Annotated in this window: 13 protein-coding genes; 6 read left to right on the top strand and 7 right to left on the bottom strand. The window is 55.3% G+C overall.

Features of this window, described 5'->3' with window-relative positions; all coding sequences use genetic code 11:
- Nucleotides 1–60: 60 nt before the first annotated feature.
- Nucleotides 61–1,006 (top strand): IS630 family transposase gene (locus GHK62_RS13455; RefSeq protein WP_167528167.1). Its coding sequence is split into 2 segments (ribosomal slippage): nucleotides 61–399 and nucleotides 401–1,006, totalling 945 coding nucleotides; the frame shifts between segments, so codons are not numbered across the junction.
- Between the two features lie 274 nt (nucleotides 1,007–1,280).
- Here the strand turns inward: GHK62_RS13455 and GHK62_RS13450 are convergent.
- Entirely contained in the window at nucleotides 1,281–1,649 is a 369-nt protein-coding gene (locus tag GHK62_RS13450; RefSeq protein WP_153439686.1) for a hypothetical protein, read from the bottom strand.
- A gap of 174 nt (nucleotides 1,650–1,823) precedes the next feature.
- On the opposite strand from GHK62_RS13450, the gene GHK62_RS13445 reads away from it, so the two are divergent.
- The 5 genes from GHK62_RS13445 to GHK62_RS13425 all read left to right on the top strand — a co-directional run bounded on the left by GHK62_RS13445 (nucleotide 1,824) and on the right by GHK62_RS13425 (nucleotide 5,795).
- Nucleotides 1,824–2,513 carry a class I SAM-dependent methyltransferase gene (locus tag GHK62_RS13445; RefSeq protein ID WP_167528234.1) on the top strand — a complete coding sequence of 230 codons (690 nt, stop codon included), beginning with the start codon at nucleotides 1,824–1,826 and terminating at the stop codon, nucleotides 2,511–2,513.
- A gap of 333 nt (nucleotides 2,514–2,846) precedes the next feature.
- Complete coding sequence (tnpA, locus tag GHK62_RS13440; protein WP_153439684.1) at nucleotides 2,847–3,242, top strand: IS66-like element accessory protein TnpA; 396 nt, start codon at nucleotides 2,847–2,849, stop codon at nucleotides 3,240–3,242.
- Nucleotides 3,243–3,259: 17 nt separating this feature from the next.
- On the top strand, nucleotides 3,260–3,586 hold the full coding sequence (tnpB, locus tag GHK62_RS13435) for an IS66 family insertion sequence element accessory protein TnpB (RefSeq protein ID WP_452595862.1): 327 nt from the start codon (nucleotides 3,260–3,262) through the stop codon (nucleotides 3,584–3,586).
- A 45-nt stretch (nucleotides 3,587–3,631) separates the two neighbouring features.
- Nucleotides 3,632–5,278: an IS66 family transposase gene (tnpC, locus tag GHK62_RS13430; protein ID WP_153439683.1), complete on the top strand. Its 1,647-nt coding sequence runs from the start codon at nucleotides 3,632–3,634 to the stop codon at nucleotides 5,276–5,278.
- A 10-nt stretch (nucleotides 5,279–5,288) separates the two neighbouring features.
- Nucleotides 5,289–5,795, top strand: a complete 507-nt coding sequence (locus GHK62_RS13425; protein WP_153439682.1) for a hypothetical protein — start codon at nucleotides 5,289–5,291, stop codon at nucleotides 5,793–5,795.
- Between the two features lie 189 nt (nucleotides 5,796–5,984).
- On the opposite strand, the gene GHK62_RS13420 is transcribed toward GHK62_RS13425, so the two are convergent.
- From GHK62_RS13420 to cysD, 6 genes are all read right to left on the bottom strand, one after another.
- Nucleotides 5,985–9,638 (bottom strand): glycosyltransferase, encoded by a 3,654-nt coding sequence (locus GHK62_RS13420; protein WP_167528233.1) that lies wholly within the window; start codon nucleotides 9,636–9,638, stop codon nucleotides 5,985–5,987.
- Between the two features lie 50 nt (nucleotides 9,639–9,688).
- On the bottom strand, nucleotides 9,689–10,291 hold the full coding sequence (locus GHK62_RS13415; RefSeq protein ID WP_153439680.1) for a CatB-related O-acetyltransferase: 603 nt from the start codon (nucleotides 10,289–10,291) through the stop codon (nucleotides 9,689–9,691).
- Nucleotides 10,288–12,222, bottom strand: a complete 1,935-nt coding sequence (locus tag GHK62_RS13410) for a glycosyltransferase (RefSeq protein ID WP_153439679.1) — start codon at nucleotides 12,220–12,222, stop codon at nucleotides 10,288–10,290. The genes GHK62_RS13415 and GHK62_RS13410 overlap by 4 nt, the downstream gene beginning before the upstream one ends.
- 136 nt (nucleotides 12,223–12,358) lie before the next feature.
- Nucleotides 12,359–13,135: a 3'(2'),5'-bisphosphate nucleotidase CysQ gene (gene cysQ, locus GHK62_RS13405; protein ID WP_153439678.1), complete on the bottom strand. Its 777-nt coding sequence runs from the start codon at nucleotides 13,133–13,135 to the stop codon at nucleotides 12,359–12,361.
- Between the two features lie 7 nt (nucleotides 13,136–13,142).
- Nucleotides 13,143–15,041, bottom strand: coding sequence for a sulfate adenylyltransferase subunit CysN (gene cysN / locus GHK62_RS13400; protein ID WP_153439677.1), 1,899 nt, complete (start codon nucleotides 15,039–15,041; stop codon nucleotides 13,143–13,145).
- Nucleotides 15,041–15,940 (bottom strand): sulfate adenylyltransferase subunit CysD, encoded by a 900-nt coding sequence (cysD, locus tag GHK62_RS13395; RefSeq protein WP_153439676.1) that lies wholly within the window; start codon nucleotides 15,938–15,940, stop codon nucleotides 15,041–15,043. The genes cysN and cysD overlap by 1 nt, the downstream gene beginning before the upstream one ends.
- Between the last annotated feature and the right edge of the window lie 204 nt (nucleotides 15,941–16,144).

Below are 16,144 nucleotides of genomic sequence, written 5' to 3'. Positions count from 1 at the left end.
GGATTCCCTTTTTGTTGGGATTGTGATTCAAGATCATTGCTGGTGAGGAGGCCAGCAATGATGGCGCGACCTCTTTCTCTTGATTTACGCCAGCGCGTCGCCGCCGCTTTGGCCGGAGGCATGACGGTGCGGGCGGCCGCCTTGCGCTTTGGGATATCGGCGGCGACGGCGGTGCGGATCGGCCAGCTCGACCGGTCCGGCCGCGGTTTGGCGCCGGCCAAGATGGGGGGCCATGTCAAACCCATGCTGCGGGGCGCGGCGGCCGATGAGGTTCACCGCCGACTGGCGGCCAAAACCGATTGGACGGTGCGGGCGCTTGCCGCCGATCTGAAGGCGGCCGGGATCGATGTCTCGCATGACACCGTTTGGCGGTTTCTGCGCCGCGAAGGCAAGACATTTAAAAAAAACGCTGATCGCCAGCGAGCAGGACAGGCCGAAGGTGGCGCGCTTCCGAAGCCGCTGGAAGACCCATCAACATCGACTTGATCCGCGCCGCCTGGTGTTCGTTGACGAAACCTGGGTCAAAACCAACATGACGCGCAGCCGCGGCTGGTGTCAGCGCGGCCAGCCGCTGATCGCCAGAATACCGCATGGCCATTGGAAGACGCTGACCTTCCTCGCCGGGCTGCGTCACGACCGCATCGTCGCACCCTTCGTGCTCGACGGCCCGATCAACGGCATTGCCTTCACCGCCTGGGTCGAGCAATGCCTGGCGCCAACCCTCAACCCCGGGGATATCGTCATCCTCGACAATCTCGGCAGCCACAAGGGCAAGCCGGCGCGCAGCGCCATCCGCGACGCCGGCGCCCATCTGTTCTTCCTGCCGCCCTACAGCCCCGACCTCAATCCGATCGAGATGATGTTCGCCAAACTCAAGACCCTGCTGCGCAAGGCCGACGAGCGTAGCGTCGAGGCGACATGGCGGCGCGTCGGCGAAGCTCTCAAGGCGTTCAGCCCGCACGAATGCGCCGCCTATCTCAGGCATGCAGGATACGTTTCAACGTAGGTCTGACAGACTCTAGACGGGAAGCTCGCCGGCCTGGTCGAGACATGATCTCCAATTCGGAAAAAAAACCCGACGTGAAAAGCGCCTCGCCGCAGATCAACAACTTCGCCGCGGAAATCGGGAAATCGCCAAGCTCTGCAAGGATCAGGATTGCTACGGCATGAAGTCGGCCATGAAATTCGCTGGCGCCAAATGAGCCGAATGTTGGAGGTATGCCTATACCCGCATCCATATTGCCAGCCTGCAGCGGTCGGCGTTAGCGGTTCCCGTGCGGTCAGGACTTTGCCTTTAGTGCCGCGAGACATACAGCGACTGCTGGCGTCGCACTGCTGCAGTAGGGACCGTCATTTACGATGGCCGTGAAGTTCCCGTTATCCCAGCTCACACCCCCCACGCTTCCAGGCAGCAATGCTTGCGCGAAATCAAAAGCTGCCTCAACCGAGGTTGTGTAATACGGGATCAGCCCCGTATCGTCGCCGTCAGGAACAATCCACAGGACCTTGCGGTCAGGGGTAGGAACACCATCGCGCTTGATATACTCCACTTTGCGGGTCCAACCGATCAGTTGTGCAAGAGCAGCATCAAGCGCGCGATTGATCTCTATTCCTCGCTCAAGCCTGTCGATGATTTCCGTCAGTGACATCTCTAGGGCCTCATTCGTCGCGTGAAATCAATAATCGACAAAAAGACAGAAATCTAGTTACACACCCCAGGTATTTCTGATTCAGGGGGTACCGCCCGGGTGATGGGGAACCCGTTGACGCCTCTACCTTTCCTGTGTAGCGGTTTCCCTTACGTGAGAACGGGGGAGAGACTTATGAGCACGGCGAACGAAAAGTCCGGAGGCCAACCATCTCGGCGGGAACGCATTGCAAACGATTGGAAAACCTCGGACTACTACGATCGTGTCGAGGAAACCGTAGCTCAATTCTGGTCTGAAAGCGGGCATTTCAGACCTATGTTCAACCACCTGGATTTAACGTCGGTGCTTGAGTTGGCATGCGGGCGCGGACGCCACGTTCCGCAATATATCAACCGAGCAGGCAGCATCGTTCTGGTTGACGTCAATGAAGAAAACATAAGCTTCTGCCGATCACGGTTTAGCGATGCGAAGGTCAAGTTCATCAAGAACAACGGCTTCGACTTTTCAGCTGTCGATGACAATTCACTTACAAGTATTTTCTCGTACGATGCCATGGTCCATTTCGAGCTTTTTGACATTTTTGAATACCTGAAAGAGGCCAGACGTACACTCAAGCCAGGAGGCTATGCGCTTTTTCATCATTCCAATTACACCGGCGGCCCGGAAAACGACTACAACAAGAATCCGCATTGGCGGAATTTCATGAGTGCGTCGATCATGCGCTACCTTGCGTCCAGGGCCGAACTTGAAGTTATTCAACAGAAGGTGATTGATTGGGGCAGCAGGAGAAAGCATTTTCAGCACGATTGCATTAGCTTGATCAGAAAGCCGATCGGGCAGAGCGAGGAGCCTAGTGCCGCTTAGGCCTGTGATGAGCCAACGCGAGCTGCGGCGGTTCTCATCGATCTGCATGGCGGTGCTCGTCTAACTGCAAGCCGCGGCGGCCCGTACCCAAACGAGCATGATCCGATTAGCTGCCCGCGACGACCTCTATGCATGTATGCATGGCCCGCTGCGCTGCATTCAGCGCATTGCCGGTCGCAGTTCTCAAATGTTGCGACCGCGCCAAAACACCTTGCTCTCACCGTTATTTGAGCACGTGTGCGCCCCCGAACTATCGTATCCCTCCGGTGACGGCCGCCTTGGCGAGGTAGGCTGAAGGCTGCAAGTCCTAGTGCAAACACTAGGAGTAGTCCTATGACGAAGCATCAGATTGAGGTGATCACGTCGGTCGAACGGCGTCGGCGCTGGTCTCGGGACGAGAAGGAGCGGCTCGTTGCGGCGACGCTTGAGCCAGGCGCAAGTGTTTCCGAGATCGCTCATTCGGCCGGCATCCATGTGAGCCAGCTCTTCCGCTGGCGCAAGGAGCTCTGCCAAATCTCCGCGCCGTCCGTCCCGCAGCTCGTTCCGGTGGAGGTCGTCGAAGCGCTGCCAGCACCGGCGATCCCGCCCGAGCCGCCGCCGATCTCTCGGCCGCGCAAGAAAGCAAGCATGGTGATGATCGAGCTTGGCGGCGGCCGTCGCCTTCGGGTCGAGAGTGACATCGACACCGAAGCGCTCGCCCGGATTGTTGATGTGCTGGCGCGGCGATGATCCCGGTTCCGAGCGGTGTGAAGGTCTGGCTGGCGACGGGCTATACCGACATGCGGAGAGGCTTCCCCGGCCTGTCGCTGATGGTGCAGGAGACGTTGAAGCGCGATCCGATGAGCGGCCATCTGTTCGTCTTCCGCGGCCGGAGCGGCGGGCTGATCAAGGTGATCTGGCACGACGGCCAGGGTGCCTGCCTGTTCACGAAGAAGCTCGAGCGCGGGCGATTCATCTGGCCTTCGGCGGCCGATGGCACGGTGGTGATCACGCCCGCGCAGCTCGGCTATTTGCTCGAAGGCATTGACTGGCGAATGCCGCAAAAAACCTGGCGTCCGACGTCGGCGGGATGAGCAAAACCGCTGGCACAGCGGGAGCGAATATGATTCCATCCCGCCATGACCGATGCGGCCGATCAGCTTCCCGACGACCTTGCCAGCGCGCATGCGATGATCCTCGCCGAGCGCGCGGCCCGCCGTGACGCCGAGGCGCTCGCCGCCCGTGCCCAGGCCGTGAACTCGCATTCGGATGCGCTGATCGCCCGGCTCCGGCTGGAGATCGAAAAGCTGAAGCGCGACATCCATGGCAGCCGCTCGGAACGCAAGGCCCGGCTTCTCGAACAGATGGAGCTGCAGCTCGAGGAGCTGGAAGCCGACGCCAGCGAAGACGAACTGGCGGCGGAGATGGCGGCACGCTCCTCGGCGGTGAGGGCCTTCGAGCGCAAGCGTCCATCCCGCAAGCCTTTCCCAGAGCATCTGCCACGCGAGCGCGTCGTCCTTGCCGCTCCATCAAGCTGCCCGTGCTGCGGTTCGGCCAAGCTGGCAAAGCTGGGTGAGGATATCACCGAGACCCTGGAGGTGATCCCGCGCCAGTGGAAGGTGATCCAGACCGTGCGCGAGAAGTTCTCTTGCCGCGAATGCGAGAAGATCACCCAGCCGCCGGCACCCTTCCATGTGACGCCGCGCGGCTTTGCCGGACCGAACCTGTTGGCAATGATCCTGTTCGAGAAGTTCGGGCAACATCAGCCGCTGAACCGGCAGAGCGAGCGTTATGCTCGCGAGGGCATCGACCTCAGCCTCTCGACGCTCGCCGACCAGGTCGGGGCCTGTGCCGCGGCGCTGAAGCCGGTGCATGCGCTGATAGAGGCGCATGTGCTGGCCGCCGAGCGTCTGCATGGCGACGACACCACCGTGCCGATCCTCGCCCGCGGCAAGACTGACACGGGCCGCATCTGGACCTATGTCAGGGATGAGCGGCCGTTCGGTGGGCAATCGCCGCCAGCGGCGCTCTACTATGCCTCGCGCGATCGGCGGCAGGAGCATCCCGAGCGCCATCTCAAAACCTTCACCGGCATTCTGCAGGCGGACGCCTATGGCGGCTACAATCCGCTGTTCAAGGTGGATCGCGATCCCGTTCCGCTGACGCAGGCGCTGTGTTGGGCCCATTCACGGCGCAAGTTCTTCGTGCTCGCCGACATCGCCAGCAACGCCAAACGCGGCAAGAATGCTGCCGCGATCTCGCCGGTTGCGCTTGAGGCGGTCAAGCGCATCGACGCTCTCTTTGATATCGAACGTGACATCAACGGAGTTGCCGCTAGCGAACGCCTGCAACGACGTCAGAAGGACAGCCGTCCGCTCGTCGATGAGCTTCAGGCCTGGCTTCGATCTGAGCGAACAAAGCTGTCGCGCAGTTCACCGGTCACTGAGCCGATCGATTACATGCTGAAGCGCTGGGACGGATTCACGTCCTTCCTCGGCGACGGCCGCATCTGCCTCACCAACAATGCCGCCGAACGGGCGCTGCGCGGCTTTGCCCTCGGCAGAAAGTCATGGCTCTTCGCCGGCTCCGACCGTGGTGCCGATCGCGCCGCCTTCATGGCGACGCTGATCATGAGCGCCAAGCTCAACGACATCGATCCGCAGGCGTGGCTTGCCGATGTTCTCGCCCGTATTGCCGACATGCCGGTCGCACGGCTCGAAGAGTTGTTGCCGTGGAACTGGTCTTCTTCGAAAGTGGCTGCCGGCTGCTCAATCAGGTTACGTTGAAGCAGGTTATATGACCGATATATTGAATGAAGTTTGGGGTGAGCTTTATTGGAACACCGGCGATTGGCTCCCGTGGTTGGCGATGCAGGCGCTGTTTGCTGCTGTGTTTGCGGCCGTAATCCAATGGTGGTTTAACATCCGCTGGCCGATTGTGTTCACGGTGACGCTGGCCTTCATGCTGTCGGTGAACATTTATCGCCTTCCTCCAAGCCCGATCTCGCCAACCGAAATTGCAAAGATGAACGACTCCCTTCCGCGTCAATTCGACGGAATCACAATCGAGTCAGTATCGTTTGCCCATCGCGTTTTCACGTTCCAGGCCTCATCTCCAGAGCCGCTCGAACCGGCGGACTTGAAAAAAAATCTCGGTGCTGATTCTGGCCTAGTTGCAGAGCAATGCAAAACGTTCGGGAAGTGGCTGGCCACCCGGCAGATAAAGCAAATACAGTACGTATGGTCTTGGCCCGGTGGTACCTACAGCGACGCTATCGAAGCACGAGATTGCCAGAAGGACTAACAGCAGTGGCGTTGCAGCGGTGCTAGGCGGAATTTCAAGATTCGCACTAGCTGGTGCGTGATTCCGTTCTGCCCTGCACCACCAAGATGCTGTACGAGAGGTCTGCAGCAGCCACTGAAACTCCGATCAAGCTAGGTGGAGGGGCGTCCGCGGTGTTCACCGGACGGATACGAACTATCTAATGGCTGTTCAAGGTTTATGAGCCGTTTCGGGCAGTGAAGCTTTCTGCGTATAGACCAACTGACCGAATTTTCTATAAGCCTTGCTCTTCCGGTTGGCAAAAAAAGCAATCGGATCGGCGTTGAATTTCGTGACCTGAATCTCACTGCTATAGTGTCTGACAACAATGCGAAAAGCTGGCATCAACAACCGCTGGAAACTCGTCAGGTTCTGAGGCGGGTTTGATTTACGCGGTTGACCAGATTGCCCATTGAGCTGCCGACCATTCTTCGATTTCGCTGATGCGCCACTTCCGCTCAACATCATTTCATCGATTCCCGATTGGCTTCGGTAACTTTCCATAAACAATTCGAAGTCCTCGGCTGGGATATCAGCCACATGCTGCTGCGCAGCTTGGTTGACGGTCAGGTCCGAAAAAAGCCTCCCGTCTTCACGACCAAGATAGGTCCGTGCAATGTAGGCGTTGTTTTCAGCCTGATCGCTCAACAGCGTTCGGCGTTGCTCGTTTGTCAGCATATTCGGACGCGCGGGCTTCGGGTATTTCTGTGCGAGCTTCACCGTCACCGCTTCAACAAACTGCAAGTAATTCCGGGTGCTACGGAAAGGTAGATTGTTGAACAATAACATTATCCGAAGATGTCGAGCGTCGAGCGGAAAGTCGTTCCGGCTAGCCTGCGCCGGGCGCGGCAAAGCCGTACACGCCGACATCCCGATTGAATCAAAAAAATCATCGATCAAGTCGCCGTTGACGAATTGCTCCTTCTCGTATGGGCGCACAATGACATTTTCCTTGCCGACTTTCTCGGCCCATTGGTCAATTGTTGTTCTATAGCACAGACGTTCCTGTGTAATTGGTAGCGCCAGCCATTCATCGATCGGCTTGTCAACTTTACCCACAGCTCCGCCCCCGACGAACTCGCAATATTGAGAGTTCGCCCAGTCATCCTGGCGGCGGAAATATCCGATCATTTTCACCGGATATTCGGCGAAATAGTCAACGATCTTAAGAGAGTTGTTGGTATTGAGGAAATAAGCCTCGCTCGAAAGAATGACCGTATGGATCTTTCCACCAGAAAGCTTAAGCCCTGCTTCAATATAGTCCTTCAAACTCCGATCTTTTGTCACGGCAGCTTTTGTAAACGGAGCGTGCCCGGCTTGCTTGTGAGGGCGATCCTGCTGCCAGAACAAGCCAACTTCCGGAAACCATACCCCCATGCGGAGCAGACCCGGACGATTATTCTCCATAAAATGCTGGAGATATGTGCTTCCCGTCTTGCTGCTGCCTATATGAACGATGACTTGAGGCCGCTTCCCACGGAATGAACCAGCCTTTGCAGCCTTCACTCTCTCGTTGCGAGCGTAGAACGAAAGAGCGTCCAAATAGGCACCGTGCGCATCATCAAGCGGTGGTGTAAGCAACTCTTCGAATAGCGCCGTTTGATTGATCGGCTTTAGATCGATCACGTCAGAAAGAAGCGCGTGACGCCCCGAGCGAACAGCCTCGAAGAGAAGCTCATAGGCACGCGCGACAACATGTCGACGGGAAAGTTGGATCGGCTCAAAGGAGAGGTCGCCAGCCGTCAGGCCGCTCTTCCTCAAGATTTCGCGCAATTGTTCCAGAAATGCCGCCTGACCAGCTCGGCCGCTCTCGCGAACGGTTTTGAACGCGAATCCAAACATGAGGTAATGGAAGAACTGCGTGACCTGAAACCTAGCTGAGAAGAAAAGCGGACTTTGCGTGGAGCAGGCCCCAGCCTCTGTGAGCAAGTCGACGACTTGGCCGAAGTTCGAGAGCTGGTTCCAACAATCCTCCACCGTCTTCTCGCGCCGGGCAGTTGAATCGGTCCGGATGCGATAGACGAAAGCTTCGCTGTCAATTCCTGAAATGCGTTTGGCCCTTAGAAGGGCCTTCAAAACAAAGGGCCTCTCCTCCCATTGCGTGGTCAGGAATCTGATGTTGTTTTCTTCGAGGAAATCGCGACGGTACAGCCAATTGCAAAAATGCCGGCTGTGCAGAATTCTCGGTTCTTCTGCAAGCGTCACCGCGTGAAAAGGCTCGTCGAAGAAGACCTCGCTGCCATCCGGCTGGTTCTTGACGAAGTTGCCTTTCTCGTCTTCCACTCGCTCATTGAGCTTCCGACCCCTGACCATATCGGCGCGGTCTGCTTCCGCGCATGTCACCGCGCGCTCCAAATGATCGGATGAAGCCATGAAGTCGTCAGGATCCAAGAAAAGAATATAATCACCCCGCGCCGCTTTCAACCCTTCATTGCGGGCAAAGCCCTGGCCAATGTTCTCCTTTAGAACGACCGGTTTAATACGGGGATCTTCGGCCGCCAGGCGGTCGATGATCTGCTGGCATCCGTCCGGACTGCAGTCATTGATCGGGATGATCTCGATGTTTCGCAAGGTTTGCCGTTGGAGAGAACTCAGAGATTCCTCGATATAGTTTTCGACGCCATAGACTGGAAGAATAACTGACACCTTGGGACGATTAGTAATCTCGTCGACTGTGGGCGGCAGGGCGACCGGTCGATTTTTCTCGATATAATCCAGCACATCTTCAATCTCACTCGGCGAAGGCGCCCCAGGTACATGGTAAATCGTGTACCATATGTAGAAATAATGAAAGATCTCCTCGAGGCTACGGTTCCTATGACGATGTGGTACCGTTTGTCGGTCGTCGGTGAGCCCCCAACCGGAATAAAAAGGAGCACCGAAGCAAACAACTTTCTTACCCGCGAAAAGTGCCTCGAGACCAAGCTGGCTTGTCCCTACATAGACCTTGTCGACATGTTCAAACAGGCTATAGGGATTGACTGGCTCGCGCAGTATACGCACCCGCCCATTGTCCTTGAGGTGATTATAATACCCGAGCCTTTGGCCCTTCTCCCAGTACGTATCGGGGTGTGTCTTGACGATGATTTCGGCGTCCGGATTTTCGCGCAACGCCGCGACGAGCATTGCCTCGAAGCCTTTTTCGTCGATCTTGCCGTATACAGTAGATGCGTCCGCGAATGCCTGATCGCATACAAGAACCCGCCTTGCGTATCCCGGATTCATTGCGGGCGCAATGAGGGGTTGTGAATTGTACTTTGAAATCTTCTTCTCGACGATCCGTTTGATCAACTGCCCCGCGCGCAACCGTTCGGCATCAGTAATTTCTCGCTTGCTGTTCAGGCGGTGGATCAAGCGGTTTGGATAGTCAGCCATGAAGTAATGAGCGATGTCATCATATACGTAACCGAGGCAGCCGAATCTGGGATCCTTCTGTCGAAATGCCTCAGACCAACTATGAGTGGAAGCTAGAAAACCCTGTTCGAACAGAAAAAGCTCTTGTCCCTGCCTGTACTCTCGCAGTGCTCGTACCGCGCCCTTGTGCGATTTCTTTTCGTCTCGATATACTGTCCCCAGTATCATGTATTTTTCACCGGCGCCGAAATCGCCTTGGTCAACAGGGATCAGCGAGGGGAACAACAAGGACAAATTTGCAGCGTAGGCGTTCTTGAGGTTTCCTGATACGTACCCAATATTCCAAACGTCCCGACGTCCTGACAGGATTTTCTCTCTGATGTCGAAGTCGGTGTCGGACTGAACCTCAATGCGCCGCAAAGTAAGAAAATCGTCAAACTTTTCGTAAGCGATCTTATTTTCGTCTGCCATATTTGCCGTTCCTGGGGATATTGCTTCAGACATGGGTGGCATTGAATGCCTTATCCAGAGACTAGACTTTCAAGCCTGATGTCCCGATCTGGTTCTAGTACACAATCAAAGAACGCGATGTTGCGCTTGATTCTCTCATCATCCCAATTCCACCACTTGATAGCCTCAAGTTGATGACGGACGCTCTCTGAAAAACGATAACGGATATGCTTGGCTGGCACACCAGCAACAATTGAATACGGCTCAACGTCCTTTGTCACCACAGCTCCAGCCGCAAGAATGGCGCCATTACCTACGGTAACGCCCGACATCACGCAGACGAGATCACCTATCCAGACGTTGTTTCCGATTATGATCGGCCCTCTGCTCGTGCCACCTTTTTTGGACCCGATTTCGGACTGCAACCATATCTGTAGATTGATGGTTTGGGGATCGTGGCTGACTGCAATCAACCTCACGTCGTCACCGATGGCGCAGTATTTGCCGATTTTGACGGCCCCTCGCGTCTTAAGCCGCCCGTTAATCGAAGAGTGATATCCCACCCGCAGCCGGCCCTTTACATTCCACTGCTTGACCGGCCCTCTGATTTTCCCCGCCTTGTACTGGTTAGGATCGAGCGGATCGAAATATTCAAAATCATGGTTGTTCATCATTGGTCGAGGGCCGTGCTTCCGGTTGAACCAAAGACCGCCTCGTCAAGCCGCGCTTCCAAAACTGTCTTCAGGTGGGGGCGGGCTTGCGGCTTGAAACCCGCTATAGCTCTGGCAAAAGTTGCCTCCCACTGCCCAAACACAGTCTCATTCGAATAGCAAGAATTATAGCGCTTCAAGGAAGCTTGCCCCATTCGCCCGCGCAATTGCGGATTTTTCATGATCTCCCGCAGTTTAGTCGCCAAGCCGCCGGGATAATGGCTATCTTCGACCAAGAAGCCATTCTCACCGTCCACGATCTGGACATTAATGCCATTACAGCTCTTGTACCCAACAAGTGGCAGCCCATGCGCCATAGCCTCCAGGCTCGACATCGGGAAACCTTCAAAGAGCGAAGGCAGAACAAAGCAATGGGCCTTGGCTAAATAATCACTCGGATTGTGCACCTCGCCGACAAATCTGACGCGATTAGCCAGACTGAGTTCGTCTCGCCGCTTCACCAGTGCGTTCATGAGCTTCCCGCCGCCTAGTATCTCAAGATCCCAGTCCTGCTCGAAGCGCGCTGCGATCGCAAACTCCTCGAGCAAGCGAGAGATATTCTTCCTCGGTACCAGACGCGCGACTGTGATGAGGGTCTTCCGGCCCGACTTATTTGACGGATTTGCCAACTGCCTGGCAGGAGGAGTGGTATTTGGCACCACGTCGATCTTGTCCTGCAGGAAATCGGGAAGAGACGCACGGAACGCGTCGACGAGAAGATGAATTCGCGTCGCCCCATAAAACGCCGTCAAGCGCTCTTCCAGTGTGAAAGCCTCGATTCTCTCGGGAAATCGAGGATCAATATGCTCTGAAAGAACAATCGGCACTTTGAGTTTCGATGCGCACCGTACATAGCGAAGGAATGTCCGGTTCATATGTAGCCCAACGATCAAATCCGGCAAAACGCTTGCAACCGCATAAAGCATCTGGTTGTCTGCCTCATCGTCTGCAGCCGTCGTTAGGTGGTGGAGTGCGATGCCATCTCGCAGCGGCCAGACAGACTGCCGCTTCTTGTCGTCAAAAGTGAAGACATGGACCTCATGTCCGCGATCGGCCATGGCATTCGCCATCATCTGGCCGACGTTTTCCGTCCCGCCTCGGCTTTGAGTGATCCAAGGGATGAAGAGGGCGATCCGGGTCCTGCCACTCAGCCGGGGAAGAGATCTCTGTACGACTCCTTGATCGACTTTTCGTTCAGGGGATGCCAGTTGCGGTTCAATCAGCCATTCCCAATTTACGGACTGAATATTGCCATCATAACCCTGGTGCGCATCGAAATTTTCCGGAAACCGGCTGTGCCGCGCCAGCATCTCTATATCGCCGTTGGAAAAGCGCAGTTGGCAGGATGCCGGAAAATCCGGGCCATTTCTGACAACGGCTGAGATATTGTACCCGTGCCTCACGAAACTGGCGGATCTCAAGTCAAATCCAGAAGCAGAAAGGACATACATAAGTATCCCGACATTCCAACCCGGGTTCACATGCCCACCAACAACTGCGTGCTTGAAGGGCGGCACTGACACGAAGAAGTAGCCATCGGGCTTCAATACTCGTCGCACCTCCTTTAGCGCGCGTCCGGTATCAAATACATGCTCTAAGACGTGCGCACACCAAACAGCATCAAAACTATTGTCCCCGAAGTTTGACATCTCGCAAATATCAACCCCTTCGTGGACGTCTATGCCAGCGAAGTCCACTTCCGGGTCATCTATATACTTGCGCAGATCAAATCCCGTCGCCGTGACTTTGATTCCCGCATCCCGGAACTTCCGCGCGGCCATGCCGTTCCCGATACCGATTTCGAGCAAATTCCGGATAGGCAAATTTCTAGCGATTATATTGTCAACAATATCAGTCTGACCAGGAATTACACTGCGAGTAACCATATTATCCATGATAGACCTTTAAATTCCCGCGCGCTTCGACATTTCACTTAAGAGATTTTTCAACCGTTCACAAAAGAATTCGAAACATATCCAGTGACCAATAAACGACCGCGGCATCGTCCGACTTGCTGTCGTCATCCTCACGTCAGGCCTGGCCCCAGCCAATAAAGGAAGGATTGGCGAAATCATCGTCACTTGCCTGATTGCACTTACCATAGGAAAGCGGCGCGCCGTCCACCGTGACCGTCCTCCCGCCAGCCGCTCTCAGCACAGCGTCTCCCGCGGCAGTATCCCACTCCATGGTCCGGCCGAAGCGCGGATAAACGTCGGCTTCGCCTTCTGCCACCAAACAGAATTTTAACGAGGACCCAACGGATCTATAATTCGTAACGCCCTCTTCTGCGAGGAACGCCAGCGTTTCCGGGCTGCTGTGGGAGCGACTAGCGACAGCTACCAGCGCTTCGGCGCGGGGCCGAGTGGAGATTCTCTTGCGCGTGCAGAGTACCGTGTTTTCACCGAAGGTCGACTTTTCGGCGATACCTCCGGACCCGGAATACATAACCCTCTGGGCTGGTGCGTAAACAACGCCCGCGATAGGAACGTTACTCTCCACAAGCGCCAAGTTAACGGTGAAATCCGGGCGCCGACCGATGAATTCTTTGGTCCCGTCGAGTGGGTCAACGAGAATGAAGGTGTCACGCGCCAGTTTCGGAACGCGACCTGCTGCGACCTCTTCCTCGGCTACAACTGGAATATCTGGGGCAAATCTATTCAACTCTGACAAAATGAGCGCTTCGGCCCGTCGATCAGCTTCCGTTACTGGCGATCGATCGTCCTTTACCGTCACGCACATCTGATCGTTATAGACATTCATTATGACCTCGCCAGCGGCCAAGGCTATGTGTCTGAATAACTCCAGCATCCGCGTCTCAAGCTCTCTCGCGACCGTTCAGGAAGTCGGCCACTTTTCTCGCCAGTTCCTGCGGGTCGTGACCTATCGTGTGAAGATGGATCTCCGGACTTTCTGGTCGCTCGTATGGCGAACTGATTCCGGTGAAGTTTTGGATCTCGCCGGCTTGAGCCTTGCGGTAGAGGCCCTTCGGATCTCGTCGCGCGCACTCCTCTATGGGAGTGTCAACGAAAATCTCGATGAATTCCCCTTCATCCATCATTTCGCGTGCCAGCTGCCTTTCCGCCTTGAAGGGCGAGATAAACGAAACCAATACAACGAGGCCGGCATCCGCCATTAACTTCGCAACCTCAGCGACACGGCGGATATTCTCGACGCGATCTTCTGCCGTGAAGCCGAGGTCACGGTTCAGGCCGTGGCGGATATTGTCGCCATCCAACATGTACGTGTGCTTGCCGGATGCGTGTAGAACCTTTTCAAGATTGTTGGCGATGGTCGACTTGCCTGAGCCCGAATATCCCGTGAACCAGAGCACAGCCGGTTTCTGATTCTTAATCTCCGACCGGGCCGTCTTGTCCACTTCGGTTGCCTGCCAATGCACGTTTTCGGCGCGGCGCAACGGATGGTCGATCATACCCGCGCCAAGCGTCGCATTGGTAAAGCGGTCGATAATGACGAAATTGCCAGTTACCCGATTCGTTTTGTAGGCGTCGAAAGCAATCGGCGCCTGAAGTGAAATATTGCAGATGCCAACGGAGTTCATCGGCAACAATTTGGCTGCCTCATGCGCAAAGGTGTTGACATCGATTTCGTATTTCAGCGCGGTGATCGTGCAATGCACACTATCTGTTTCCGTACGCAAGAGGTAACTACGCCCTGGAATCAAGGGATTTGCATCAAACCAAATCACATGGGCTTGGAACTGATCGGTCACATGCGGACGATCATGCGGAGCAACAAGAAGATTGCCGCGGGAGACCTCGATCTGATCCTCGAGAACGATCGTCACGGCCCGCCCTTCGGTGGCTTCCTTCAGGCTGCCGCCGTAAATTACGAGTTCCTTAACCTTCGAGGATTGACCAGACTTGGCCACCACGACTTCATCGCCAACAGATATCTTCCCCGAAGCGACCTGCCCTGCGAAGCCGCGGAAATTTTGGTCGGGACGACTGACGAACTGCACCGGAAAACGAAAAGGTTTCTCAGCGCCTTCACGGTCGGTTGGCACGCTTTCGAGGTGTTGAAGCAGCGCCGGGCCATCATACCATGGAGTCTTTTCGGAATTTTCAGTGACGTTGTCGCCGAACCGCGCCGACATCGGAATTGCTACGATTGTCTCGAAGCCGAGATTCTTGGCGAACGCAATATAGTCGTCGACTATTCCGCGAAATACAGCATGATCATAGCCTACGAGATCGATTTTGTTCACGGCAACGACTATATGACGGATGCCAAGCAGCGAGGCTATAAACGAGTGCCGACGGGTTTGGCGTAAGACACCCTGCCGGCTATCTACCAGGACGATCGCGAGATCGGCTGTCGAAGCGCCGGTAGCCATATTGCGAGTGTATTCTTCGTGACCTGGTGTATCGGCCACAATGAACTTGCGCCTCGCCGTAGCAAAGAAGCGGTAGGCCACGTCAATGGTGATGCCTTGTTCGCGCTCAGCTTCCAACCCGTCAACCAACAGAGCGAAATCGATCTCCTCGCCAGCTGTACCGTGCTTTCTGCTGTCGCTTTTGAGCGTCGCCAATTGGTCCTCAAAGATAAGCTTGGTATCGTAAAGCAGTCGGCCAATCAGCGTCGATTTGCCGTCATCGACCGAGCCGCAGGTCAAAAAGCGAAGCATCGACTTCTCTTCCTGAGCACTTAAATAGGATGCAACGCTTTCGGGCGTGATATTCGAGGTAATCGTCATCAGAAATACCCCTCACGCTTCTTCTTCTCCATCGAGCCGCTCTCATCCTGGTCTATCACACGGCCCTGACGCTCGGAGGTACGTGCCGTCAGCATCTCCGCGACGATCATCTCCAACGAATCCGCGTCCGATTTAATTGCGCCGGTCAGCGGATAGCAACCAAGTGTTCGGAATCGAACCATCTGCTCTCTTGTTTTCTCGCCCTTTTGCAGAGGCATCCGCTCATCGTCAACCATAATCAGCATGCCGTCGCGGTCCACCACTGTCCGTTTTGCTGCGAAATAAAGCGGAACAATCGGAATGTTCTCTTTCAAGATATATTGCCAGATATCCAGCTCCGTCCAATTGGACAGAGGAAATACTCGAATCGATTCGCCTTTGTTGACGCGAGTATTGTAAGTCTTCCACATTTCTGGACGCTGATGCTTTGGGTCCCAAGCGTGATTTGCATTGCGGAAGGAAAATACGCGTTCCTTAGCGCGCGATTTCTCCTCATCCCTTCGAGCACCACCGAAAGCCGCATCAAAACGGTATTTATCCAGTGCTTGGCGAAGGCCCAACGTTTTCATCACATAGGTGTGGTGGTTCGAGCCATGCGTGAAAGGACTTATGTTTTCTGACACTCCGTCCGGATTAACATGAACCAAAAGCTCAAAGCCAAGCTCATGCGCCATACGATCACGGAACGCGATCATCTCCTTGAACTTCCAAGTAGTGTCTACATGAAGGAGAGGAAATGGAGGCTTAGCAGGATAGAAGGCGTTCATTGCAAGATGCAGCATGACGGATGAGTCTTTGCCGATCGAATACAACATCACCGGATTGGAGAACGTTGCAGCGACCTCTCGGAAAACATGTATTGCCTCCGCCTCGAGACGGTCCAGATGGGAAAGACTCATTTCTAAGATTGTCCTCTGAGCATACGTTTGTTTGGGCGACGCGGGTCCACATTGCGGCAGGCCCCTCTCGCACCGTGAAATTCAATTAGAGCGCTTCCGTCTCGATATGATTCTGCACGGCAATCTGTGGGATCTGACCGCCGAATGCAAAGTCAAGGACAAAGCGACCGATGTTCGTGCATTTCACAAGATAGATTCGCGGTG

It is taken from the genome of Sinorhizobium terangae (genome assembly GCF_009601505.1).
Taxonomy (GTDB): domain Bacteria; phylum Pseudomonadota; class Alphaproteobacteria; order Rhizobiales; family Rhizobiaceae; genus Sinorhizobium; species Sinorhizobium terangae.
Note: the sequence above shows the minus strand (reverse complement) of the source record. Positions and strands in the feature narration are given on the sequence as shown.